The sequence below is a fragment of the Kitasatospora sp. GAS204B genome (assembly GCF_029892155.1).
In the GTDB taxonomy this organism is placed as follows: Bacteria; Actinomycetota; Actinomycetes; order Streptomycetales; family Streptomycetaceae; genus Kitasatospora.
Genome location: NZ_JARZAG010000030.1, coordinates 69,207 through 91,782, shown reverse-complemented (window position 1 = coordinate 91,782; position 22,576 = coordinate 69,207). Strand labels below are relative to the sequence as shown.

The 22,576-nt window shown below is 71.3% G+C and carries 19 protein-coding genes; 12 read left to right on the top strand and 7 right to left on the bottom strand.

The features are described 5' to 3' along the window. Positions 1–92: 92 nt before the first annotated feature. The 3 genes from P3T41_RS31105 to P3T41_RS31095 all read right to left on the bottom strand — a co-directional run bounded on the left by P3T41_RS31105 (position 93) and on the right by P3T41_RS31095 (position 5,052). Positions 93–560: a hypothetical protein gene (locus P3T41_RS31105; protein WP_280693920.1), complete on the bottom strand. Its 468-nt coding sequence runs from the start codon at positions 558–560 to the stop codon at positions 93–95. A gap of 246 nt (positions 561–806) precedes the next feature. Continuing rightward, positions 807–3,770 carry a CBM35 domain-containing protein gene (locus P3T41_RS31100; protein WP_280693919.1) on the bottom strand — a complete coding sequence of 988 codons (2,964 nt, stop codon included), beginning with the start codon at positions 3,768–3,770 and terminating at the stop codon, positions 807–809. Between the two features lie 268 nt (positions 3,771–4,038). Further along, on the bottom strand, positions 4,039–5,052 hold the full coding sequence (locus P3T41_RS31095) for a LacI family DNA-binding transcriptional regulator (RefSeq protein ID WP_280693918.1): 1,014 nt from the start codon (positions 5,050–5,052) through the stop codon (positions 4,039–4,041). Between the two features lie 292 nt (positions 5,053–5,344). Here P3T41_RS31095 and P3T41_RS31090 point away from each other — a divergent pair, with 292 nt between their 5' ends. From P3T41_RS31090 to P3T41_RS31065, 6 genes are read left to right on the top strand one after another with little or no spacing between them, the layout of a single operon-like run. Further along, positions 5,345–6,727, top strand: a complete 1,383-nt coding sequence (locus P3T41_RS31090; protein ID WP_280693917.1) for an extracellular solute-binding protein — start codon at positions 5,345–5,347, stop codon at positions 6,725–6,727. A gap of 15 nt (positions 6,728–6,742) precedes the next feature. Continuing rightward, positions 6,743–7,693: a sugar ABC transporter permease gene (locus tag P3T41_RS31085; protein WP_280693916.1), complete on the top strand. Its 951-nt coding sequence runs from the start codon at positions 6,743–6,745 to the stop codon at positions 7,691–7,693. A gap of 5 nt (positions 7,694–7,698) precedes the next feature. Then, positions 7,699–8,592 carry a carbohydrate ABC transporter permease gene (locus P3T41_RS31080; RefSeq protein ID WP_280693915.1) on the top strand — a complete coding sequence of 298 codons (894 nt, stop codon included), beginning with the start codon at positions 7,699–7,701 and terminating at the stop codon, positions 8,590–8,592. Positions 8,593–8,613: 21 nt separating this feature from the next. Next, positions 8,614–10,266 (top strand): glycoside hydrolase family 13 protein, encoded by a 1,653-nt coding sequence (locus P3T41_RS31075; RefSeq protein ID WP_280693914.1) that lies wholly within the window; start codon positions 8,614–8,616, stop codon positions 10,264–10,266. 29 nt (positions 10,267–10,295) lie between these two features. Next, entirely contained in the window at positions 10,296–12,950 is a 2,655-nt protein-coding gene (locus P3T41_RS31070; RefSeq protein ID WP_280693913.1) for a discoidin domain-containing protein, read from the top strand. A 32-nt stretch (positions 12,951–12,982) separates the two neighbouring features. Continuing rightward, positions 12,983–14,599, top strand: coding sequence for a glycoside hydrolase family 13 protein (locus P3T41_RS31065; protein WP_280693912.1), 1,617 nt, complete (start codon positions 12,983–12,985; stop codon positions 14,597–14,599). A 79-nt stretch (positions 14,600–14,678) separates the two neighbouring features. Here the strand turns inward: P3T41_RS31065 and P3T41_RS31060 are convergent, their stop codons facing one another. Further along, positions 14,679–15,092: an organic hydroperoxide resistance protein gene (locus P3T41_RS31060; protein WP_280693911.1), complete on the bottom strand. Its 414-nt coding sequence runs from the start codon at positions 15,090–15,092 to the stop codon at positions 14,679–14,681. A gap of 126 nt (positions 15,093–15,218) precedes the next feature. On the opposite strand from P3T41_RS31060, the gene P3T41_RS31055 reads away from it, so the two are divergent. Beyond that, positions 15,219–15,722 carry a MarR family transcriptional regulator gene (locus P3T41_RS31055; protein WP_280693910.1) on the top strand — a complete coding sequence of 168 codons (504 nt, stop codon included), beginning with the start codon at positions 15,219–15,221 and terminating at the stop codon, positions 15,720–15,722. Between the two features lie 29 nt (positions 15,723–15,751). On the opposite strand, the gene P3T41_RS31050 is transcribed toward P3T41_RS31055, so the two are convergent. The 3 genes from P3T41_RS31050 to P3T41_RS31040 form a co-directional block, all read right to left on the bottom strand. After that, a complete protein-coding gene (locus tag P3T41_RS31050) occupies positions 15,752–16,027 on the bottom strand; it encodes an SHOCT domain-containing protein (RefSeq protein WP_280693909.1) in 276 nt (91 codons plus the stop codon). A gap of 77 nt (positions 16,028–16,104) precedes the next feature. Next, positions 16,105–16,548: a DUF6325 family protein gene (locus P3T41_RS31045; RefSeq protein WP_280693908.1), complete on the bottom strand. Its 444-nt coding sequence runs from the start codon at positions 16,546–16,548 to the stop codon at positions 16,105–16,107. A gap of 106 nt (positions 16,549–16,654) precedes the next feature. Continuing rightward, positions 16,655–17,905 carry an aromatic acid exporter family protein gene (locus P3T41_RS31040; RefSeq protein WP_280693907.1) on the bottom strand — a complete coding sequence of 417 codons (1,251 nt, stop codon included), beginning with the start codon at positions 17,903–17,905 and terminating at the stop codon, positions 16,655–16,657. Between the two features lie 181 nt (positions 17,906–18,086). On the opposite strand from P3T41_RS31040, the gene P3T41_RS31035 reads away from it, so the two are divergent. From P3T41_RS31035 to P3T41_RS31015, 5 genes are all read left to right on the top strand, one after another. Continuing rightward, positions 18,087–18,386: a DUF4193 domain-containing protein gene (locus P3T41_RS31035; protein ID WP_280693906.1), complete on the top strand. Its 300-nt coding sequence runs from the start codon at positions 18,087–18,089 to the stop codon at positions 18,384–18,386. A 65-nt stretch (positions 18,387–18,451) separates the two neighbouring features. Then, positions 18,452–19,324 (top strand): hypothetical protein, encoded by an 873-nt coding sequence (locus tag P3T41_RS31030; protein WP_280693905.1) that lies wholly within the window; start codon positions 18,452–18,454, stop codon positions 19,322–19,324. Next, a complete protein-coding gene (locus P3T41_RS31025) occupies positions 19,303–20,712 on the top strand; it encodes an FAD-dependent oxidoreductase (protein WP_280693904.1) in 1,410 nt (469 codons plus the stop codon). Before P3T41_RS31030 ends, P3T41_RS31025 begins: the two co-directional genes overlap by 22 nt. A gap of 55 nt (positions 20,713–20,767) precedes the next feature. After that, positions 20,768–21,268, top strand: coding sequence for a helix-turn-helix domain-containing protein (locus P3T41_RS31020; RefSeq protein ID WP_280693903.1), 501 nt, complete (start codon positions 20,768–20,770; stop codon positions 21,266–21,268). Positions 21,269–21,279: 11 nt separating this feature from the next. Further along, complete coding sequence (locus P3T41_RS31015; protein ID WP_280693902.1) at positions 21,280–22,539, top strand: MFS transporter; 1,260 nt, start codon at positions 21,280–21,282, stop codon at positions 22,537–22,539. The last annotated feature ends 37 nt before the right edge of the window (positions 22,540–22,576 follow it).

Genomic DNA, 22,576 nt, shown 5'->3' with positions numbered 1-22,576 from the left:
TGCTCATGTTGCTCTTGCCACTCACTACCTGGACTGCTTCCTCCGGGACCCAACCGTCCCAGTATCAAGCTGTCCAGATCAACGGGGGAACTTCACTGGTGCTGTGCATGCCCGATACCCGCGTACGCGAGATCGCGGGCACCGAACTGGTTGGCCACGTAGGCGGCGAGGCGGTAGGCGTCCGCCAGGATGCCGGCCGCCGCGCCCCGCTGGTCGGGCGGTGCGGACCGCAGTGCGGCGGCAGCTTCGCGCAGCGCCGGGGCGATACGGACACCGGAGCCCACGAAGTCGCCGGCGCGGTACGTCTCCCAAGCGGCCGTGAGGACGCCGGCGAGTTCGCTCGGGGTGGGTGGCACGGTGTCGACGCCGACCCCGGCGGCGGTGTCGTGGACGGCCCGGGAAAGCTCACGCATCATCGCCCGGTCCGCTCCGCGCATCGCCCGGCGCGGCGCCTGCTGCCCGAGGATCACCGACACGTCGGTGTTCAGCGCGGCCGAGACCTTGAGCAGGGTCTGAAGGCTTCCGCCGAGGTCGCGTTCGGCCTTGCGGATCGTCGGCACGGAAAGAAGTTTGATCCGCTCGCCTGTTGTGTAGTCACTCCACTGCGTCATGCTGGTCCCTTTCCGGGCGCGTGGCCGTACTCGGAAGGTACCCCGCCTCCGTGGGCGGGTGGACACGATCCGGCTCACCTCGGTCCAGGTCGCGCTCAAGCAGCGTCAATCCAAGGGAAGCGACGGGGCCCGTAGCAGCGCGCACGGCAGCTACGGGCCCTGACTCATGACTGACGGATCGTCAACATCCCGTGCCTAGAACCCGCTGTCCCCCGGTCCGCGGTTGATGGTGTAGTTGCCCGCATTGTTGAGGCCACCCGAGCCGGTGCCGGAGACCGTGACGTCGGTGGCGGTCATGCTGCCGGTCACGTCGGAGATGTCGATGCCGTAGGTGCCGGCTCCGTTGATCGCCAGCTGATCGAGCGTCAGATTGCTGATCTGCTTGGCGTAGCTGAGCAGCACACCCTGGTAACTGGCCTTGCTGATGGTGTTGTTCAGCACGGTGACCGGCTGCGTGATGTCGTCCTGGTTGGCGTAGATCCACAGCGCGCCGAGCGAGGAGCCCCAGTTGGTGTTGTAGGAGCCCGCGCGGATCATGGCGTTGCCGCTGACGGTGGTGGGCCCGGAGAAGCCGGCGCCGAAGGCGGTGCTGATGGTGATGCCGGAGCCGAAGGCGACCGTGTCGGAGACCCGGTTGTTCTCGACCGTGTTGTTCGCGCCGCCGTAGACGCCGATGCCGTTGGCCTGGATCGGGCTGCTCACCGTGTTGTTGGCGAGCACGCAGCCGGTGACGTTGCCGTTCTGGGTGGTCAGCGCCAGCTCGTCGTCCCCGGTGTTGCGCACCACCGACTGGTCGGCGCGGGAGTTGAAGGTGCCGCCGTTGAAATGCAGGCCGTCGGCGAAGACGTCGCGGATCCGGGCCCCGACCACGTACAGGCCGTTGCCGGAGTCGGTCCAGACGCCGACCTTGGTGTGCTCGATCCACACGTCGTAGATCAGTGATCCGGCGCCGAAGTTGCCCTCGATGCCGGCCGCGCCCGCGTCGTTGTTGCGGAAGGTCTGGTCGCCGGCCATGGTCAGGTCGGCGACCTGGTTGGTGCCGCCGGTGGCCATCAGTCCGCCTGAGCCGTTGGGCGCGGTGGACTGGATCGTGGTGTACCACTCCCCCGCGCCGCGCATCGAGACGTTGTTCAGGCTCAGCTGACCGGAGATCAGGTAGGTGCCCGACGGGAACCAGAGGCCCTGGCCGGTGCCGGAGACGGCGGCGAGCGCGCTGTTGATCGCCGAGGTCTGGTCGGCGCCGCTGTTCGGGGTGACGCCGTAGTTGGTGACCGGGACGTAGCCGCTGGGCATGCCGAACGCCGGGTCGACCTGCTCGGTGTCGACCACGTCGATCGTGTAGGAGGCGGCGGTGTCGGCCGCGTCCTTCTGCAGCTTCAGCACGGTGCCGGCCGGCCAGTTGCCGATCAGCGCCCGGGTCTCGTCGAAGAAGTGGTGGGCCGGGCCGCTGCTGGGCGTGTGGGTGTCGTAGTAGCCGCCGCCGTAGAGCCAGGAGTACTGGGTGGTCAGGCTCAGGTCCTGGATCTTGCTGCCACCCGCGTAGAGCGCCAGCGGGGCGGTGGCGGTGGACCCGTCGGAGTTGTCCGGGATCGAGTAGCGCAACACGATCGAGTTGGTCGGCTGGGTGAGGGTGAACTGCACGTACTGGCCGGTGGCGGTGAGTTGGACGGCCTGCCGGCCGGTCGACTCGGCCTGCAGGCTCGGGTAGCTGATGCTGTAGGGCAGCACGGTCCCGTTGGTCTGCGCGGACGCGGCCGCGTACTCGGTGTACGGCACGGTCGCGCCCTGCGCGGCGAGCGCGCTGCCGCCGTTGACGGCGACGTTGTCGATGGCGAGGTTGCCGCTGTCCCCGGGGTCGGTCCGGTAGCCGATCAGGTTGACCCCCGAGCGCAACGTGAGGTTCTGCACGGCGGTCAGCCAGCCGCTGCCGGCCGGCAGGCTGAGCTGCCCGTTCCGGACGCCGTTCAGGTGGAGCGAGATGGTCTGGGTGGTGCCGGTGGTGTTGGCGTAGGCCAGGGTGACGGGGTAGCTGCCTGCTGACGGCACGTCGACGGTGAGGTCGACCAGCGCGCCCTGGGTGGTGAAGCCGGTCAGGTAGCCGCTGCCGGTGTAGCCGGGGATCGAGGTGGCCACGGACGGGCCGCCGGTGTAGAAGGCGGTGGCCGCCTGGTACTGCTGGCCTCCGGAGCCGCCGCCCCCGGAGGAGGAGCTGCCCGAGGAGGTGACGGTGATGTTGTCGAGGTTGACGTTGCCGCTGTCGGTGCTGTCGAACTTGTAGCCGATGGTGTTGCCGCCGGCGTTCAGGGTGAGGTTGTCGGTGACGGTGGTCCAGGTGTTCCAGTCGGCGGTGGCCGGGAGTTGGTCCTGCTGGATCTTCGCGCCGTTGACGTAGACGGAGAGCGTCATGGTCGCGGTGGTGCCGTTCGCGTAGCGCAGCGCCACCGGGGTCGGGCCGGCGTTCGCGACGGTGACGGTGAAGACGGTGTCGGCGGCACCCTTGTTCGCGTCGGTGTACCCGCCGACGAAACCGCTTCCGGTGTAGCCGGTGTGGTCGCTCGCGACCACCGCGCCGCCGGACAGCGCGGCGTTCTCGGCCTCGTACTGGCCCGGCGGGGGCGGCGGGACCGGGGCCAGGGTGAGGTTGTCGAGGTTGACGTTGCCGCTGTCGGTGGTGTCGAACTTGTAGCCGATGGTGTTGCCGCCGGCGTTCAGCTGGACGGTGGCGGGCAGCGTGGTCCAGGTGTTCCAGTCGGCCGTGGCGGGCAGCGAGAGCTGGGTGGTCTTGTTGCCGTTGACGTAGAGCGAGAGCGTCATGGTGGCGGTGGTGCCGTTGGCGTAGCGCAGCGAGGCGGTGTAGGCCCCGGCGCCGGCGGCGCTGACGGTGAAGACCGTGTCGGCGGTGCCCTTGTTCGCGTCGGTGTACCCGCCGACGAAACCGCTTCCGGTGTAGCCGGTGTGGTCGCTCGCGACCACCGCGCCGCCGGACAGCGCGGCGTTCTCGGCCTCGTAGACGGTACTGGAGGCCGAGGCCGAGGTGACCGACCAGGTGGCGAGCGCGAGCAGCAGGGCGAGCAGGGTGAGCAGGACTGCGGGGACCGGCGTGAGGCGCGATCGGCCGGCCCTCGCGGCGGGCGTGGGGGTGGCGGGGGAGGTGGACATGACGCTCCTGGGGGTGGGAGAAGCGCAGCGAAGTCACCGGAACAGTAGACCTGCCGATTAATGTCCGCAATATTCCGCGTAAAAGAAGAAAAGAAAGAACTGGCCTGGCGCCTGACGGTCCATCACCTTTCGCCGACCGCGATCGCGTGCGCTGCGGTCGCGACTTTCGTCCCGCCGACACGCCGCCGGCCTGGGCACCTGCGGTCCGCGGGCGCCCAGCGCGCGGCCCCGGCTGCCCGCCCGTCGGTTTCCCGAGCGAAAAGAGCCGCTATTCGCGGTTCGGTTCTTGCGCGATCTGAACACGCGCCGGGGCGGTGGACCCCCGGACCACGAGCTCTGGCGCGTGCAGCAGTTCCTTGGGGGTCGGAGCACCGCCCTGGACCTGGTTGACGAGCAGCGCGACGGCGGCCCTGGCCATCGCGTCGATCGGCTGGCGCAGGGTGGTCAGCGGCGGGTCGGTGTAGTTCATGAAGGCCGAGTCGTCGTAGCCGACCACCGAGATGTCACCGGGGACGTCGAGTCCGGCCCGCCGGGCCGCGCGGATCGCGCCGAGCGCCAGGATGTCGCTGCCGCAGATCAGCGCGCCGGCGCCGGCCCGGATCAACTCCCCCGCGGTGGCCTGGCCGCCCTCGAAGGAGAAGAGCGCGTGACCGATGCGTCCGGTGATGTCCAGTCCCGCACGGGCGGCCAGCGCGGTGAAAGCGGCGATCTTGCGCTGTGAGGGGATGTGCTCCTCGGAGCCGACCATCAGGGCGATCCTGCGGTGGCCGAGCGCGCGCAGATGCCCGAAGGCCTGCTCGACGGCCGAGCCGTCGTCGGTGGAGACCTGCGGGAACCCCAGGTGGTCGACGGCCGCGTTGAGCAGCACCACCGGCACGCCCCGGTCCAGCAGTTGCCGGTGCTCGTCGACGCTCAGCCCGCCGCAGAACACCACGCCGGAGACCTGCTGGTCCAGCAGCATGGTCACGTACTCGGCCTCGGTCAGCCCGCCGGCCGAGCGGGTGCAGAGCACCGGGGTGTAGCCGAGCTGGACCAGGGCCCCGCCGACCACCTCGGCCAGCGCCGGGAAGATCGGGTTCTGCAGCTCGGGCAGCACCAGGCCGACCAACCGCGCCCGCACGCCGCGCAGTTGGCTGGGCCGCTCGTACCCGAGCACGTCCAGCGCGGTCAGCACGGCCTGCCGGGTCGCGTCCGAGACACCCGGCCTGCCGTTCAGCACACGGCTCACCGTGGCCTCGCTCACTCCGACCCTGCTGGCGACTTCCGCGAGTCTACGAGTCACAGACATGACTATGTCACGAATCTGCACTGGTTTGCGTAGGTGCGTGCAGCAAGATCGCTGAACTGTCTCGTTCTTGCGTCAATGCGTCGGCCTATTGCAGCCATGTTTCCGAGGCCGTACCTTGGCAGCACGCCGGACCGACCCGCCGCCCGTACCACGGCTGCGAGGGAGCCCGGGGGTCGAAGCCGCCGGCCCCGAGGCGTCGCCGTGCGATCCGTCCTGTCGTCAGCTGACGGGCACCGCACGGCAGTTGGCGGCCACCGCAGCGAACCTCAGCACCAGGGGACCTCAGATGACCGGTAAGTCGACGGGCGGCAGAGCCCGGATCACCCTCGCCATCGCCTTCGCAGCGGGCCTTGCGCTGACCACCGGCGCGTGCAGCAGCTCGGGCAGCAGCTCCGCCGCCGGCAACGACAGCGGCAAGGTCACCATCAGCGTCGGCTGCGAGCCGCCCACCTCGCAGGCCCAGCCGCGGGCCAACTGGCTGGCCGACGTCACCGCCTTCGAGAAGCTCAACCCGAACATCACGGTCAACGGCGACGACACCAACCCGTGCGACGACCCGGCGACCTTCAACGCCAAGCTGGCCAGCGGCAAGACCGACAACGTCTTCTACACCTACTTCACCGACGGTGCCAACGTGGTGAGTTCGGGGCAGGCCGCCGACATCCAGAAGTACGCCGGCCAGATCGCCGGACTGTCCGACATCCAGTCCTCGCTCCTGAACATCTACCGCAAGGACGGCTCCGGCGACCTCTACGGCATCCCCAAGGGCAACTACAGCCTCGGTCTGGTCTACAACAAGACGCTCTTCCAGCAGGCCGGGCTCGACCCCAACTCACCGCCCACCAGCTGGGACCAGGTCGAGGCCGACGCCGTCGCGATCGCCAAGCTGGGCGGCGGCACCGTCGGCTACGCCGACTACAGCGCCGCCAACACCGGCGGCTGGCACTTCGCCGCCGAGCTCTACTCGCGCGGCGGCACCATGGTCACCCCCGACGGCAAGTCCGCCGCCTTCGACGACGCGAACGGCCTGGCCGTGCTCCAGTTCCTGCACAAGCTGCGCTTCACCGACAACGCGATGGGCACCAAGCAGGGCCTGCAGTACAACGACCTGCTGCAGATGATGGCCGGCGGCAAGCTGGGCATGTACGTCGGCGACCCGGTCACCCTGACCACCATGCACGACCAGTACGGCACCGCCTACGACGGCCTGGGGGTGGGCCCGATGCCCGGCAGGACGGCGACCCTGGTCGGCGGCGACGGCTACATGTTCAACAAGAAGGACACGCCCGCCCAGATCCAGGCCGGCATCAAGTTCCTCAACTACGAGTTCCTGACCTCGGGAACCGGCCAGTTCGACTACGCGCGCAAGGCCGGCGAGAAGGAGCCGGTCGGCCTGCCCGAGCCGGACCTGTGGAGCGGCGCCACGGCCACCGCCGACGCGGCCAACGTGGCCAAGTACGCCAACCTGCCCACCCAGAACTTCGCCACCTACGTGGCCGCGCTGCCCTCGATGAAGCTGCTGGTCGAGCCGCCGCAGGCGCAGGCCATCTACGCGCAGGGCGACAAGGCGATGAACACCGCGCTGACCGACCCGAACGCCAACCTCCAGCAGCTGCTGGACACCTTCAAGGCACAGACCAACTCGATCCTGAGCAACGCCCAGCAGTAGGGACCGGACTCCACCATGGCGACGCTCAACCTGACCCGCGCCCTGGCCGCGGACGCCGCGCGGGCCGCCCGTTCAGGGCGGCCGCGCGGCTCCCTGGGTCGCGAACTGCGCCGCAACACCACGGCCTACCTGTTCCTGGCCGGAGCGATCATCTGCTTCGCGCTCTTCTCCTGGTACCCGATGATCCGCGAAGTGATCATGAGCTTCCAGAAGAGCAACTTCGCGGGCGAGACCTCCTGGGTGGGGCTGCGCAACTACCGGCACATCCTGGCCGACCCCGACTTCTGGAGCGCCTGGCGGACCACCGGGCTGTTCACGCTCTTCGCCCTCGTCCTCGGCTATGCGGTGCCCTTCTTCACCGCGATCGTCATCAACGAACTGCGGCACGCGCGCTCCTACTTCCGGCTGCTGGTCTACCTGCCGGTGATGATGCCGCCGGTCGCGGCGGCCTTCCTCTGGCGCTGGTTCTACACCCCGGACAGCAGCGGCCTGTTCAACGCGCTGCTGCACGTGCTGCACCTGCCCGGTGTGCAGTGGCTGCAGTCCTCGCACGCCCTGGCGGTGCTCTGCCTGGTGATGTTCTCCACCTGGATCAACATGGGCGGCACGGTGCTGATCTACCTCGCCGCGCTGCAGGGCATCCCCGGCGAGCTGTACGAGGCGGCCGAGATCGACGGCGCCGGCCTGCTGCGCCGGATCTGGCACGTGACGGTGCCGCAGACCCGCCTGGTGCTGTCGCTGATGCTGCTGCTGCAGATCATCGGCACCGCGCAGGTCTTCATGGAGCCCTACGTGATCACCGGCGCCGCGAACAACACCACCTCGGTGGTCTACCTGATCTACCAGTACGCCTTCGCCTACAACAACTACGGCAGCGCCAGCGCGCTGGGCGTGCTGCTCCTGCTGGTCCTGTCCGGATTCGCCGGCGGCTACCTCTGGCTCAGCCGCCGCACGGGTGAGGAGTGAGAGCCGTGGCACGAACGCCGGACACCGTGACCCGCACCCTGGTCTCGCCCGCACAACTGGCCCGCCCGCTCGGGCGCACCGCGTACTGGAGCGTCTTCTGGATCCTGGCCGTGCTCTTCGCGCTGGTCTTCCTCTTCCCGCTCTACTGGATGATCAGCGGCGGGCTGAAGTCCCCGCAGGAGATCATCCGCACCCCACCGACGCTGGTGCCGGCGGCGCCCGCCGCGCACAACTACCTGACCGCCTGGCAGGACGGCGACCTGGGCCGGCTGATCGGCAACACGGCCCTCTACGCGCTCGGCGCCCTCGGGTTCCAGCTGGTGTTCGACGTCGCCGCGGCGTACGCCTTCTCCAAGCTGCGCCCGGTCTTCGGCAACCTGGTGCTCTTCGCGATGCTGGCGACGCTGATGATCCCCACCACCGTGATCGCGCTGCCCGAGTACCTGACCGCGAACAACCTCCCCTTCCTGCACATCAGTCTGCTCAACACCCCGTGGGCGATCTGGCTGCCGTCGGTCACCAACGCCTTCAACATCTTCCTGTTGAAGCGGTTCTTCGACTCGATCCCCACCGACCTGCTGGCCGCCGCCGCCATCGACGGCGCGGGGCCGCTGCGCACGCTCTGGTCGGTGGTGCTGCCGATCTCCCGGCCGATCCTCGGGGTGGTCTCGATCTTCGCCGTGGTCGGGGTCTGGAAGGACTTCCTGTGGCCGCTGCTGGTGCTCACCGACACCTCCGCGCAGACGGTCAACATCGGCCTGCGCCAGCTCAGTTCGGGGCTTCCGCAGAACGTGCTGATCGCCGCCCTGGCGATCGCCTCGGTCCCGACGATCGTCTTCTTCCTGATCTTCCAGCGCAACATCATGTCCGGACTGACCGCCGGCGCCACCAAGGGCTGAGCAGATTCGAGGAGATCCACGATGCACCGCACCGACTCGGCCGGCCTGCCGGCGGCCGCGCCCGCAGCGCCCGCGTGGTGGCGCGGTGCCGCGATCTACCAGGTGTACGTCCGCAGCTTCGCCGACGGCAACGGCGACGGCATCGGCGACCTGGCGGGGGTCCGCGCCCACCTGCCCTATCTCGCCGAACTGGGCGTGGACGCGCTGTGGTTCAACCCCTGGTACGCCTCGCCGATGGCCGACGGAGGTTACGACGTGGCCGACTACCGGCGGATCGACCCCGCCTTCGGCACCCTGGCGGAGGCCGAGAAGCTCATCGCCGAGGCGCTGGACCTGGGCATCCGCACCATCGTCGACATCGTGCCCAACCACGTCTCGCAGGCCCACGCCTGGTTCGTCCAGGCGCTGGCCGCCGGCCCGGGCTCGGCGGCGCGGGCCCGGTTCTGGTTCCGCGACGGCCGCGGCGAGCACGGTGAACTGCCGCCCAACGCCTGGCCGTCCCAGTTCGGCGGCGCCGCCTGGACCCGGGTGACCGAGCCGGACGGCACGCCCGGCCAGTGGTACCTGCACCGCTTCGCCCCCGAGCAGCCCGACCTGAACTGGGAGAACCCCCAGGTGCGGCAGGAGCACGAGGAGGTGCTGCGGTTCTGGTTCGACCGCGGCGCGGCCGGCGTGCGGATCGACTCGGCGGCCGAAGTGGTCAAGGACCCGGCGCTGCCCGACTTCACCCCGGACCGCGACCCGCACCCCTACCTGGACCGGGACGGGGTGCACGACATCTACCGCTCCTGGCGCCGGCTCGCCGACTCCTACCCGCAGCCGCGCGCGCTGATCGGCGAGGTCTGGCTGCCCGACCCCGCCCGCTTCGCCCGCTACCTGCGCCCGGACGAACTGCACACCGCGTTCAACTTCGGCTTCCTGGCCTGCCCGTGGGACGCCGAGCGACTGCGGGAGGCGATCGGCACCACGCTGGCGGCGCACGCCCCGGTCGGCGCGCCGGCCACCTGGGTGCTGGCCAACCACGACATCACCCGCACCGTCACCCGCTACGGTCGCGCCGACACCGCCTTCGACTTCGCGACCAAGCGCTTCGGGATCGCCACCGACCTGGCGCTCGGCACCCGCCGCGCCCGCGCCGCCGCGCTGCTGACCCTCGCCCTGCCCGGATCCGTCTACCTCTACCAGGGCGAGGAGTTGGGGCTTCCCGAGGTCGAGGACATCCCGGCCGACCGGATCGAGGATCCGATGCACCACCGCACCGGCGGCCGCGACCCCGGGCGCGACGGCTGCCGGGTGCCGCTGCCGTGGCACGGCAGCACCGCCCCGTACGGCTTCAGCCCCACCGAGATCGAACCCTGGCTGCCCCAACCCGCCGACTGGGCACAGTACTCCGTCGCCACCCAGGACCAGGCCCCCGACTCGATGCTCACCCTCTACCGCACCGCCCTACACCTGCGCCGCACCCAACCGGCCCTCGGCGACGGGCCGATGAACTGGCTGAAGAGCGACCCCCAGGTGCTGGCCTTCACCCGCGGCACCGAATTCAGCTGCCTCGTCAACCTCTCGGACACGCCCGCACCACTGCCCGCCGACAGCGCCGTACTACTCACCAGCGCACCCCTCGACGAGGACCTGCTGCCGCCGGACACAGCGGTCTGGCTCCGGACCGTCTGACCCCTCGAACCTCCCCAAGGAGCCGCCTCGTGCCTCTCCCCGCCTCTCCACGCGGGCGCCGCAGACGGGTTCGCGCGGTCGCCGCCGTGGCGGCGTTCCTGCTGCCCGCCGCGCTCGCCCTGGCCCTCCCGTCCGGCGCGTCCGCCGCCTCGGCCTCGCCCGCGCCCTCGGCCGCCCTCGCCGCCGAGGGCCTGGCCGGCGCGCCCGTGCCGTTCACCGAGCAGAATGCGGCGACCAGCCCGTCCGCGCACACCAACGGCACGGTGCTCGGCCCCGACTACCACTACGGCAGCCTCGCCGCCGAGGCCACCGGGCGGCAGGCCGTCCAACTCGCCGGCCAGGGACAGTACGTCTCCTTCCGGCTGACCCGGGCCGCCAACGCCGTCGACTTCCACTACGCGCTGCCCGACTCGCTGCACGGCGGCGGCATCGCCGCCCCGCTCAGCCTCTACGTCGACGACCGGCCCACCGCCGCCCTCTCGCTGACCTCGCAGTTCAGCTGGCTCTACGGCCAGTACCCGTTCCGCAACACCCCGATGGTCGGCCAGCCCAACGGCGAGGTGCCGCACGACTTCTACAACGACGTCAGATACCACTTCGCGAGCACGCTGCCGGCCGGCACCGTGGTCAAACTCCAGGTCGACGCGGGCGACGACGCGCCCTGGTACGTCATCAACACCGCCGACTTCGAGCAGGTGGCCGCCCCGAAGGCCGCGCCGGCCGGCTACGCCGACGTCACCCAGGCGCCGTACCACGTCGACAACACCGGAGCGAGCGACGTCACCGCCGCCCTGCAGGGCGCCATCGACACCGCCTCGGCGGCCGGGCAAGGGCTGTACCTGCCGCCCGGCACCTACACCGTCAGCAGCCCGCTGAACGTCGACCACATCGCCATCGCCGGCGCCGGCCAGTGGCACACCGTGCTGACCGGCAAGAACGTCGAGTTCAACGGCAAGCAGAACCCGGCCAGCAGTCATGTCGAGATCTCCGATCTCGCGCTGTACGGCAACGTCGACGTCCGCGACGACAGCAACAGCGAGGACACCGGCTTCAACGGCGGGTTCAGCGACTCCACCATCGCCGACGTGTGGATCCAGAACGAGAAGGTCGGCGCCTGGATCGTCGGCCCCAGCAGCAATCTGACGATCCGTCAGCTACGGATCCAGGACACCACCGCCGACGGCATCAACCTGGACGCCGCCGACGGTCCGGTCACCGGCGCCCGGATCACCGGCAACTTCCTGCGCAACAGCCAGGACGACGGCCTGGCCCTCTGGTCGCAGAACTACGGTGACACCGGCGACACCCTGACCCACAACACCGTCGACTCGCCCGGACTCGCCAACAACATCGGCGTCTACGGCGCCGGGGCGGGCGACGTGATCAGCGGCAACCTGCTGCAGGACACCGTCACCCGGGGCGGCGGCATCGGCCTCGGGCAGCGGTTCGGCTCGGTCCCGATGTCCGGCCCGCTCGACATCAGCGGCAACCTGCTGGTGCGCACCGGCCAGTGGGACCCGGGCTGGGACTACGGCGTCGGCGCGATCTGGTTCGACCCGCAGCAGGGCGACATGACCGCACCGGTGCGGATCACCGGCAACGCGATCCTGGACAGCCCCTACGAGGCGTTCATGTTCCAGAACTCGAACGCCTACGTCGGCTCGGCCGTGACCACCCCGCCCAGCGCCGGCTACCGGGTGACGAACGTGGCGATCCGCGACAACCTGGTGGCCGGCGTGGGAAGTTACGTCTTCCAGGACCAGGCACCGGGCGCCGTCAGCGTCGCCGGGACCATCGCCACCGGCGTCGGCGGGGTCGGCGTGTTCAGCTGCGGCTCCGGCTTCAGCATCAACCGCGGCCCCGGCGACTTCGGTTGGGACAGCACCGGCTGTGGCATGCCGGCCGGCAGCCCGCTCTGGGCCTACCCGTCCACCACCACCTTCGAGGCCGCCGCCGTCGGCCAGGCCACCCCGGTGCAGCGGGTCGCGATCATGAACACCGGCACCGCCCCGACCGCCCTCGGCCCGATCACCGCCAGCGGCGGCTTCACCGTCGCCCCCGACCCGACCCACCCTTGTCCCGGCAGCCTGACCGCCACCTCACCGACCGACAACGCCAACTGGTGCCTGGTCGACGTCTCCTACACCGCGGCGGCCACCGGCATCGCCCAGGCCACCCTGACCATCCCCGGCGGTCAGGGCCGCACCCCCACCACCGTGCGGCTGGTCGGGGACACCGACGGCATCGGCGGCAGCGGCGGGGTCGCGCCCACCAACCTGGCGCTGGGCGCGACCATGACGGCAAGCAGCGCGCTGCCCGGCTTCCCGGCCGCCAACGCCAACGACGACAACAGCGGCTCCTACTGGGAGAGCCAGGACGGCCAGGGCTTCCCGCAGACCCTCACCGCCGACCTCGGCACGGCGCAGCCGGAGAGCAGCGTCGTGCTGACCCTGCCGTCGAACTGGGGCTCCCGGGTGCAGACCCTCTCGGTGCTCGGCTCCCCGGACGGGACGGCCTTCACCACCCTGGTCCCGCCGGCCGCCTACACCTTCGACCCGGCGACCCAGAACACCGTGACGATCCCGCTCCCGGCCGGGACCAGCGAGCGGGCGCTGCGGCTGGTCGTCACCGGCAACACCGGCTGGCCGGCCGCGCAGCTCTCCGAGTTCGAGATCTTCGACTAGCCCGCCCCAGCCCAGCAGAAGGAGTTCTCCGCATGGCCGCTCCGTGGTGGCGCGACGCCGTCATCTACCAGGTCTACGTACGGTCGTTCGCCGACGCGAACGGGGACGGGATCGGCGACCTGGCCGGCGTCCGCGCCAAGCTGCCGTACCTGGCCGAACTCGGCGTCGACGCGCTGTGGTTCACCCCCTGGTACGCCTCGCCGCTGGCCGACGGCGGGTACGACGTGGCGGACTACCGCCGGATCGACCCCGCCTTCGGCACCCTCGCGGAGGCCGAGGCGCTGATCGCCGAGGCACATCGGACAGGCCTGCGGATCATCGTCGACATCGTCCCCAACCACGTCTCCGACCAGCACGTCTGGTTCCAGGAGGCGCTCGCCGCCGCGCCCGGTTCGGAGGCCCGCAACCTCTTCTGGTTCCGCCCCGGGCGCGGCAGTGGCGGCGAACTGCCGCCCAACGACTGGACATCCGAGTTCGGCGGCCCCGCCTGGACCCGGGTTCCCGACCCCGACGGCAAGCCCGGCGAGTGGTACCTGCACCTCTTCGCCGCCGAGCAGCCCGACCTGAACTGGAACAACCCCAAGGTCGCCGAGGAGCACGAGTCGGTGCTCCGCTTCTGGTTCGACCGGGGCGTGGACGGCGTGCGGATCGACTCCGCCACCATGCCGGCCAAGGACCCCCGGCTGCCCGACTTCGACCGCCGCCACCCGCCGACGCCGCACCCGTACGTGGACCGCGACGCCGTCCACGCCATCTACCGCGGCTGGCGGGCGGTGGCCGACGGCTACCCCGAGCCGCGCGCCCTGATCGGCGAGGTCTGGCTGGACCGGCCCGACCGGCTGGCCGCCTACCTGCGGCCCGACGAGATGCACACCGCGTTCAACTTCGACTACCTGAACTGCCCGTGGGACGCGGCGCGGCTGCGCGCCGTCATCGACGGGACCCTGGAGAGCCACCGCCCGGTCGGCGCGGCCGCCACCTGGGTGCTGTCCAACCACGACGTCACCCGGCACGCCACCCGCTACGGCCGGGCCGACACCGCCATGGGCCGCAGTCCCGCCCAGCACGGCGCACCGGTCGACCTGGCGCTCGGCACCCGCCGGGCCCGGGCCGCGATCCTGCTCAGCCTGGCGCTGCCCGGCTCGACCTACCTCTACCAGGGCGAGGAACTCGGCCTGCCGGAGGTCCGGGACATCCCCGACGCGTTCCGCCAGGACCCCTACTTCTTCCGGACCCACGGCGCCGACATCGGCCGCGACGGGTGCCGGGTGCCGCTGCCGTGGCACGGCAGCACCGCCCCGTACGGCTTCAGCCCCACCGAGATCGAACCCTGGCTGCCCCAACCCGCCGACTGGGCACAGTACTCCGTCGCCACCCAGGACCAGGCCCCCGACTCGATGCTCACCCTCTACCGCACCGCCCTGCACCTGCGCCGCACCCAACCGGCCCTCGGCGACGGGCCGATGAACTGGCTGAAGAGCGACCCTCAGGTGCTGGCCTTCACCCGCGGCACCGAGTTCAGCTGCCTCGTCAACCTCTCGGACACGCCCGCACCACTGCCCGCCGACCGCGCCGTGCTCCTCACCAGCGCACCCCTCGACGAGGACCTGCTGCCGCCGGACACAGCGGTCTGGCTGCACGGCACCTGACGTCGGGCACGTCGAACGCCCCGCTCCGCCGCCCGAGGGGGACGGCGGAACGGGGCGTCGCCCGTTGCCATGAGCGGTGTTACTCGATGACGAGCTCGACCGGGATGTTGCCGCGGGTGGCCTTGGAGTACGGGCAGACCTGGTGGGCCTGCTCGACCAGCTTGCGGCCGGTCTCGGCGTCCAGGCCGTCCGGCAGCTCGATCCGCAGCACCACGGAGAGGCCGAAGCTGGTCTCGTCCTTGCCGATGCTCACCTCGCCGGTGACGGCCACCTCGCTGGTGTCGACCTTGGCGGCGCGGCCAACCAGGCCCAGCGCGCTGGCGAAGCAGGCCGCGTAGCCGGCCGCGAAGAGCTGCTCGGGGTTGGTGCCCTGGCCGTTGCCGCCCATGACCTGCGGCATGGCCAGCTGGAGGTCGAGCTGGCCGTCGGTGCTGATGGCCCGGCCCTCGCGGCCGTGGGTGGCAGTGGCGACGGCGGTGTACAGCGCGTCCATGGGAGTAGCCCCTCTGTGTCGATCCGATGCGGGTCAGGCGACCGAGCGGCACCGTACCGAGCCGCTCCGACAGGACAATGGAATCACACAATTAGATTGCGCACAACTAGATGTTACGCTGGCTACATGAGCGCCCGCCTTCCCGAGGACGAGTTCCTTCGCCTGGACAACCAGATCTGCTTCGCGCTGAACGCGACTTCGCGCGCTTTCAACGGCCTCTACCGGGAGGTCCTCAAGGACCTGGGGCTGACCTACCCGCAGTACCTGGTCATGCTCGTGCTCTGGGAGTTCGGCGAGCTGCCGGTCAAGCGGATCGGCGAGCGGCTGCGGCTCGACTCCGGCACCCTCTCCCCCCTGCTGAAGCGGCTCGAAGCCCAGGGCCTGGTGCAGCGCGAGCGCAGCGCCGAGGACGAGCGCTCGGTCACCGTCCGCCCCACCGCGGCCGGGGAGGCGCTGCGTGTCCAGGCCCGACTGGTCCCCCGACGGATCGCCGCCGCCACCGGCCTGGCGACCGAGGAGGTCATCGACCTGCGCCGGCGCCTGCACGAACTCACCCTCACCATCGACGCCGCCCTCCTCGACGGCGGCCTCGACGATGGCCTGGACAGCGGATCGCCCAACTGCGCCTGACGCTCGGTCAGGCGCAGCTGGGCACCCGTTCACGAGTTGAGGATCTGGCTCTTCTGTGCCTCGAACTCGGCATCGGTGAGCAGGCCCTGTGCCTTCAGGTCACCGAGCTGCTTGATCTGGGCGATCTTGTCGTCCATCGTGTCCGCGAGCGGAGCGGTCGCGGCCGGCGGCGCTGCCGCGGGCTGCGCCGTGGCGTCCTGCTCCGCCCAGCGGCCCGCCTGTCGCCGTGACACGCGGTTGGAGACGGTGGTCGCCGTCCCGGCGATGACAGCGGTGCGGGCGACCCCGCGAAGAAGGCCTGGCATCTGCTTCTCCTTTCAGCCCCCCAGCCCCCGACTGCTGCTCCCTTCGACCCCCGACCCCCGACGTCGGGCCCCCTACGTCACCCGCGCAACTCGGCCGCGTCCAGCGCCGCGACGACATCGGTGTACGGGATCCGCCCGCTGGCCACCAGCCGGGCGCCGCCCCGGCGCAGCGCCGCGGCGAGGGGTGCGGCCCAGAGGTTCTCGTAGACCACGATGCCCGCGGAGTTCCCCGGTTCCAGTGCCTTGCTCGCCTCGTTGATGTCGCCCTCGTCGAGCAGGCCCGAGGAGGAGCCCTCGAAGACTGCGAGATCGAGCGCGCCGTCCCCGTCGAAATCGGCGACCTCCAGACCGATGACAGTGCCATCCAGGTCCTTCCTCACGAACGTGAGGTCCAGGATGCGGATCACCCCCCGGTCCACCAGGTCGATGAGCAGCGGCATGCCCTCACCGGTCATCCGATTGCCGGGAAACTCGACGATGAGGTAGTCGATGGGGCCCAACTCGTCGTATTCCTCGCTCACGGCCACTCCTCTCCTCCTCTCCGGTTTACCACCGTTGCCATGCCGGTGCCCGAGTTGGCCGGCACGCCCGAGGAGGTGCCGGCAGGCCGCACCAGCTGACAGCTCATCAGGCCGATGCTCCCCGACGGCGCCGGCGGCGGCCCGCGCTCTCGCCGCGGACGAAGCGGCGGAACCGGCCGAAGCGGGAGAAGCGGTCGCGGTCGGCGGCGGAGGCGCGGTCCAGCTCCTCCATCAGGCGGCGGGAGCGGTGGTCCAGGTCCAGCTCGTCCAGGATCCGGTCGATCTCGGCCAGCAGGGAGCCGTGCAGCTGCCACGCCTTGGGGTGCTCCTGGACGCGGCGCAGCAACAGGTGGGCGACCTTGTCCCGGCTGGCCCAGGCCGCGCCGAGCTCCGAGGCCAGCCGGCTCTCGGCCTCCGCGGCGTTGCTGCTGACCTGGGTGCTCACCAGGACGGCGAAGCTCACCAGCGCGCCCCCGACGTGCCCCAGCAGCTCCTCCAGCTCCAGCGCCACGTCCGGCGGGAAGAGCGGTTCGTCCGTCTCCCGCCGCTTGGCCAGGTCGGTCAGCGAACGGGCCAGCACCCGCACCACGACCACGCAGATCTCCAGGGTGTCCAGCCCGGTCCGCAGCACCAGCCGGGAGAGCAGCCCCTCGCTGATCCGCGGGTTCAGCCGCAGGCTGTCCTCGGCCTGGCGGAGCGCGGCGTCCACGTCCGCGATCGCCTGGTCGAGGCGGCGGGCCTCGTGCAGCCGCTCGGCGGCGCGTTCCACCCGGGTCGGCACGCCCAGCTCCTCCCCGATCCGCAGCAGCAGGTGGCGAGCCCGCCGGGCCAGGTCCTCGATCGACTCGCCGGCCGTGTCCAGCCAGACCGGCGGGGCGAACACCAGGTTGAAGAGCAGCCCGACCAGCGCCCCGACCAGCGTCTCCAGCACCCGGTCCCAGGCCTGCGAGGCCAGCCGGGTCACCCCGAGCACCAGCATCGCGCTGATCGCGACCTCGTTGACGAACTCGTCGACCCGCACGAAGCGCCCGATCGTCAGCGCGGCCAGGATGATCAGTCCCAGGCTCCACCAGCTCAGCCCCATCACCGAGCTGAAGCCGATCGCGATCACCACCCCGACGACGACCGAGTTCACCCGGCGGATGCCGGTGGTGAGCGTGGAGTACAGGGTGACCTGGACGACGAGCAGCGCGGTGAGCGGTGCGGTCAGCGGCGCCGGCTGGTTGCTCACCTGCAGCGCCACGACGTAGGCGAGGGTCGCCGCGACGGTCGCGCGCACCGTCTGCACGACGGCCGGATCGCGCAGCCCGCGCCGCACGACGTCCATCACTGGCTCGGTCACCCGCACATCTGGCATCCCCTCCTTCTTCCCGCGCTGCCGCAGTGGCGACACCAGGGACGTCGAATCAGCCACACTTGCACCTGAACGCCATCCTGGTGGCTGATCCACGACGCCGGGAACCCGTGTTCCGGGGGCAGACATGGCGGCGACCGGGCAAGCTGACTGCGATCCGCCATCCGACGAGAAGGTAACTGCCTTGGCAACCGACTACGACGCACCGCGCAACACCAACGACGAATCGAGCGACGACAGTATCGAGGAACTGAAGGGCCGCCGCGACGACAAGGCCGGGTCGACGATCGACGTCGACACCGAGGCCGTCGAAGGCATCGAACTCCCCGGCGCCGACCTGTCGGGCGAGGAACTCACCGTCCGGGTGGTGCCGATCCAGCAGGACGAGTTCACCTGCATGACCTGCTTCCTGGTGCACCACCGCACCCAGCTCGCCGGTGAGGACAAGAACGGCCAGCCGATCTGCGTCGACTGCGCCTCCTGACCTCACCCGCTGCCGCCTGCCGGACACCCGCGTGTCCGGCAGGCGGCAGCGGGTAGGGGCACTCCATGGCACTCATTCGTGGACGTCGCGGTGGCACCGGCCGCCGAGCCGCCGACCGGGACGACGTGGAGACCGCCGACGATCTCAGCTCGCTCGCCGCCGGCATGGAGCACTGGGACCTGGGCCCGCCCGCTGAGGAAGCCGCCCGCGAGGTCCGCGGCCGCCGCCGGATGACGGCGCTGGTCACCGACCTGGCGCGCGGCACCGGCCACCGATCCACCGAACTCGGCGCGGCGGGACGCCGCACGGCCCGCCGCGCCGGAGTCGGCGTCCGAGGGCTCACCGATCGACTGCTGGCCCTCGCGCCGCGCATCCCGGTCCGCGACCTCGCGACGCTGCGCGCCCAGCATCCGCACGCCACCGGCCGCGAGGAGCTGGCCGACCGGCTGGTGACCGGCGCCGCCCGGGCCTCCAGCGCGGTCGGCGCGGGCGTGGGCGCGGCGGCCATGGCACCCACACCGCCAGCCATGACCGTGGAACTCGCCGCCGAGACGCTCGCCGTCGCCGCCGTGGAGATCAAGCTGATCGCCGAACTCCACGAGGTCTACGGGCAGCGCCCGCCGGGCAGCGGCGCGCAGCGCGCCACCGCCTACCTGGCCTCCTGGGCCAATCGGCGCGGCATCGACCGGGTCAGCCTGACCACGCCGGGCGGCCTGCTCGCGCTCAGCGCCGGCCCCCGGGTCCGCCGCCAGGTCACCAAGCGGCTCGCCCGCAGCTCGCTGCGCAAGCTGCCGACGCTGACCCCCTTCCTGCTCGGCGCGGTGGCCGGCGCCCGGCTCAACCGGCACGACACCCGCCACCTCGCCGCCCGGATCCGCGCCGACCTGCGGCGCACGGTCCCGGCGGAGCCCGACCGGTGGACCCCGCAGCCGCGATGAACCCGCTGCGGGTCGCCGTGGTCGGCGCGGGACCGGCGGGCCTCTACACGGCCGAGGCGGTGCTGAAGCAGACGGCGGCGGCGGGCGCGGACACGGACGTCGAGGTGGACATCCTGGAGCGGCTGCCCACCCCGTACGGCCTGGTGCGTTACGGCGTGGCACCCGACCACCCGTCGATCAGGTCGATCGCCGACTACCTGCGCCGGGTGCTGGAACACCCGCGGGTCCGCTTCCTCGGCGGCCTCTGCTTCGGCACCGACGTGAGCCGCGAACTGCTGCTCCAGTGCTACGACGCCGTGGTCTACGCGACCGGCGCGACCCGGGACCGGCTGCTGCGGGTGCCCGGCGAGGAGTTGCCGGGCAGCGCGGCCGCCGCCGAGTTCGTCCGCTGGTACTGCGGGCACCCGGACGTGCACCCCGCTCGCTTCGACCTCCAGGCCGACTCGGTGGCGGTGATCGGCGCCAGCAACGTCGCGGTCGACGTGACCCGCATCCTCGCCAGACCGGCCGCCGACTTCCCCGCCACCGACGTGCCGGAACCGGTCCTCGCCGCCCTGGCCGCCAGCCGGGTCAGGCAGATCCACCTGATCAGCCGCCGCGGCCCCGCGCAGGCGAAGTTCACCACCCGGGAGCTGCGCGCCCTCGGCGAGCTGCCGGGCAGCGACATCGCGGTGGACCCGGCCGAGCTCGAGCTCGGCGCCGCCGTCGCCCCCGACGTACTCGACAGCGAGCCACCCCGGTCCGATCGTCGGATCCGCGACAACCTGGCGGTCCTGACGGAGTGGGCGCACCGTCCGCCGCAGGACCGTCCCAGGCGGGTCTCGCTCAGGTTCTGGCTGCGACCGGTGGAACTCACCGGCCCCGGCCGGGTCACCGCCCTGCGGGTGGAGCGGACCGCACTCGACGGGTCGGGCCGGCTCACCGGCACCGGCCGGTACGCGACCCTCCCGGTGCAACTGGTGCTCCGTTCGGTCGGCTACCGCTCGGTCCCGCTGCCCGGCGTGCCGTTCGACGAGCAGCACGCCGTCGTCCCCAACGCCGAGGGCCGGGTCCTGGCGGCCGACGGCACCCCGCGCCCGGGCGAGTACGTCGCCGGCTGGCTGAAGCGCGGCCCCACCGGCGTGATCGGCACCAACAAGTCCGACGCGGCCCAGACCGTCCGAGCCCTGCTCGCCGACCACGCGGCCACCACCGCCCCGACCCACCGCCCCCGGCTGACCGACCTGCTGGCCGCCCGCGGCGTGCGCCCGGTGAGCTACGCCGCCTGGCTCGGCATCGACCGCCGCGAGCGCGAACTCGCCGCCGAACTGGGCCGCGCCACCCGGGTGAAGCTCTCCGGCTGGGACGAGCTGAACCGAGCCACGGGGCCGCGCCCGACCGAGGGTTGACGCGAGGTCAGGATATTTCCAACAGCCCTTATATAAGTGCTGTTACGATGTGCCCATGGCCGAGAACAGTGCACCCGATCCGACCGAACAGAGCCGCTGGCGTCCACTACGACTGCTCCAGGCGGCCATGGACGCCGACATCGCGCGGATCTACGCGGAGGCGGAGATCGACGGAGTTCGGCCGAGCTTCGTCATGGAGCTGATCCGGCTGCACGCCCGAGGGCCGATGACCATCACCGAACTGGCCGAGTCCGTGCAGCGCACGCACTCGGCGCTCAGCCAGAAGGTCGCCGCGATGCGCGCGGCCGGCCTGGTGCGGACAGTGCCCGGCGCTGACGCCCGCAGCAAGAAGGTCGCCCTGACGCCCAAGGCCCGCCGCATCGTGATCCGGCTGACCGCGGAGTGGCGGGCCACCGAGGCCGCGATCGCCGAGATCGAGGCGGAGATCCCCTACCCCCTCAGCCAAGTGGTCGGCGACATCGAGCAGGCCCTGCAGCGCAAGAGCTTTCACGACCGGATCGCCGAGAAGCTCGCGGAGGACCCGGAGTGGACCTGAGACATGTGCTGATGGACACCTCGCCCCTGCGGACGTCGCCGGCGTTCCGGCGGCTGTGGATCGGCCGGACCTGCTCGGGCCTCGGCAGCCAGCTGACCGTCGTCGCCGTGATGTTCCAGGTCTGGCAGACCACCGGTAGCACCGTCTGGACCGGCGCGGTCGGCCTGGCCCAGGCCCTGCCACTGATCGGGTTCGGACTCTTCGCCGGGTCGCTCGTCGACCGGGCGGACCGGCGCAGGCTCTACCTGGTCACCACCACCGGCCAGGCCGCCTGCGCGGTCCTGCTGGCGTTACAGGGCCTGCTCGGCCACCTGCCGGTGGCCGGGGTGCTGCTGCTGGTCGCGGCGCAGTCCTGCTTCACCGCCTGCGGCGGGCCCGCGTCCCGCACGTTCATCCCGCAGTTGCTGCCGAGGAACCGACTCGCGGCCGGGCTGGCACTCCAGCGGATCTCGTTCCAGGGGGCGATGCTGCTCGGACCGGCGCTGGGCGGGCTGGTCCTCGGCCGGCTCGGCGTCGGCGGTTGCCACCTGATCGACGCGGTGACCTTCGGGGCGTCGTTCTACGGCGCGTTCGGGCTGCCCCCGATGCGACCCGAAGGGAAGCCGGCCCGACCGGGCCTGGCCGGCGTGCTGGACGGCCTCGCCTTCATGGCACGCAACCCCGCGGTGCGCGGCGCGCTGCTCACCGATCTGGCCGCCACCGTCCTGTCGATGCCGATCAGCCTCTTCCCGCTGATCAACGCCGAGCGGTTCCACGACGACCCGCGCACCCTCGGGCTCTTCCTGACCGCCATCGCGGCCGGCGGGGTCGCCGCGTCCGTTCTCTCCGGTGCGATCACCCGGCTGTCCCGCCCCGGCCTGCTGATGCTCGGCGGCTCGGCCGCGTGGGGAGCGGCGCTGGCGCTCTTCGGCCTGTCGGACAACCCGTGGGTCGGGCTGGGCTTCCTGGTGCTGGCGGGCGCGGCCGACACGGTCTCCGTCGTGTCCCGGAGCACCATCGTGCAACTGCACACCCCGAACGCCATGCTCGGCCGGGTCAGCGCCGCCGAGCAGGTCGTCGGCCAGGCCGGCCCCGACCTCGGAAACCTGCGCGCCGGCCTGGTGGCGGGCGCGACCTCGGGCGCCGCCGCGGTGGTCGGCGGCGGTCTGCTGTGCCTCGCGGCGGTCGCGGCGATCGGCGCGGCCACGCCCGGCCTGCGCTCGTTCGCCGCAGCCGGCTCCGGGCAGGAGTCGCAGGCGCCGGCCGAAGCGGCACAGCCGATGTCGGGGTAACCGGCCGGCCGGGCCGACTGAATCGATTTGACCGACA

What these genes read in the sequence shown, in the direction of transcription:
- P3T41_RS31090 (WP_280693917.1), top strand. Translation starts at nt 5,345, where the DNA reads ATGACCGGTAAGTCGACGGGCGGCAGAGCCCGGATCACCCTCGCCATC.
- P3T41_RS31040 (WP_280693907.1), bottom strand. Translation starts at nt 17,905, where the DNA reads ATGCCAGATGTGCGGGTGACCGAGCCAGTGATGGACGTCGTGCGGCGC.
- P3T41_RS31055 (WP_280693910.1), top strand. Translation starts at nt 15,219, where the DNA reads ATGAGCGCCCGCCTTCCCGAGGACGAGTTCCTTCGCCTGGACAACCAG.
- P3T41_RS31050 (WP_280693909.1), bottom strand. Translation starts at nt 16,027, where the DNA reads ATGCCAGGCCTTCTTCGCGGGGTCGCCCGCACCGCTGTCATCGCCGGG.
- P3T41_RS31020 (WP_280693903.1), top strand. Translation starts at nt 20,768, where the DNA reads ATGGCCGAGAACAGTGCACCCGATCCGACCGAACAGAGCCGCTGGCGT.
- P3T41_RS31075 (WP_280693914.1), top strand. Translation starts at nt 8,614, where the DNA reads ATGCACCGCACCGACTCGGCCGGCCTGCCGGCGGCCGCGCCCGCAGCG.
- P3T41_RS31015 (WP_280693902.1), top strand. Translation starts at nt 21,280, where the DNA reads ATGGACACCTCGCCCCTGCGGACGTCGCCGGCGTTCCGGCGGCTGTGG.
- P3T41_RS31100 (WP_280693919.1), bottom strand. Translation starts at nt 3,770, where the DNA reads ATGTCCACCTCCCCCGCCACCCCCACGCCCGCCGCGAGGGCCGGCCGA.
- P3T41_RS31030 (WP_280693905.1), top strand. Translation starts at nt 18,452, where the DNA reads ATGGCACTCATTCGTGGACGTCGCGGTGGCACCGGCCGCCGAGCCGCC.
- P3T41_RS31065 (WP_280693912.1), top strand. Translation starts at nt 12,983, where the DNA reads ATGGCCGCTCCGTGGTGGCGCGACGCCGTCATCTACCAGGTCTACGTA.
- P3T41_RS31085 (WP_280693916.1), top strand. Translation starts at nt 6,743, where the DNA reads ATGGCGACGCTCAACCTGACCCGCGCCCTGGCCGCGGACGCCGCGCGG.
- P3T41_RS31060 (WP_280693911.1), bottom strand. Translation starts at nt 15,092, where the DNA reads ATGGACGCGCTGTACACCGCCGTCGCCACTGCCACCCACGGCCGCGAG.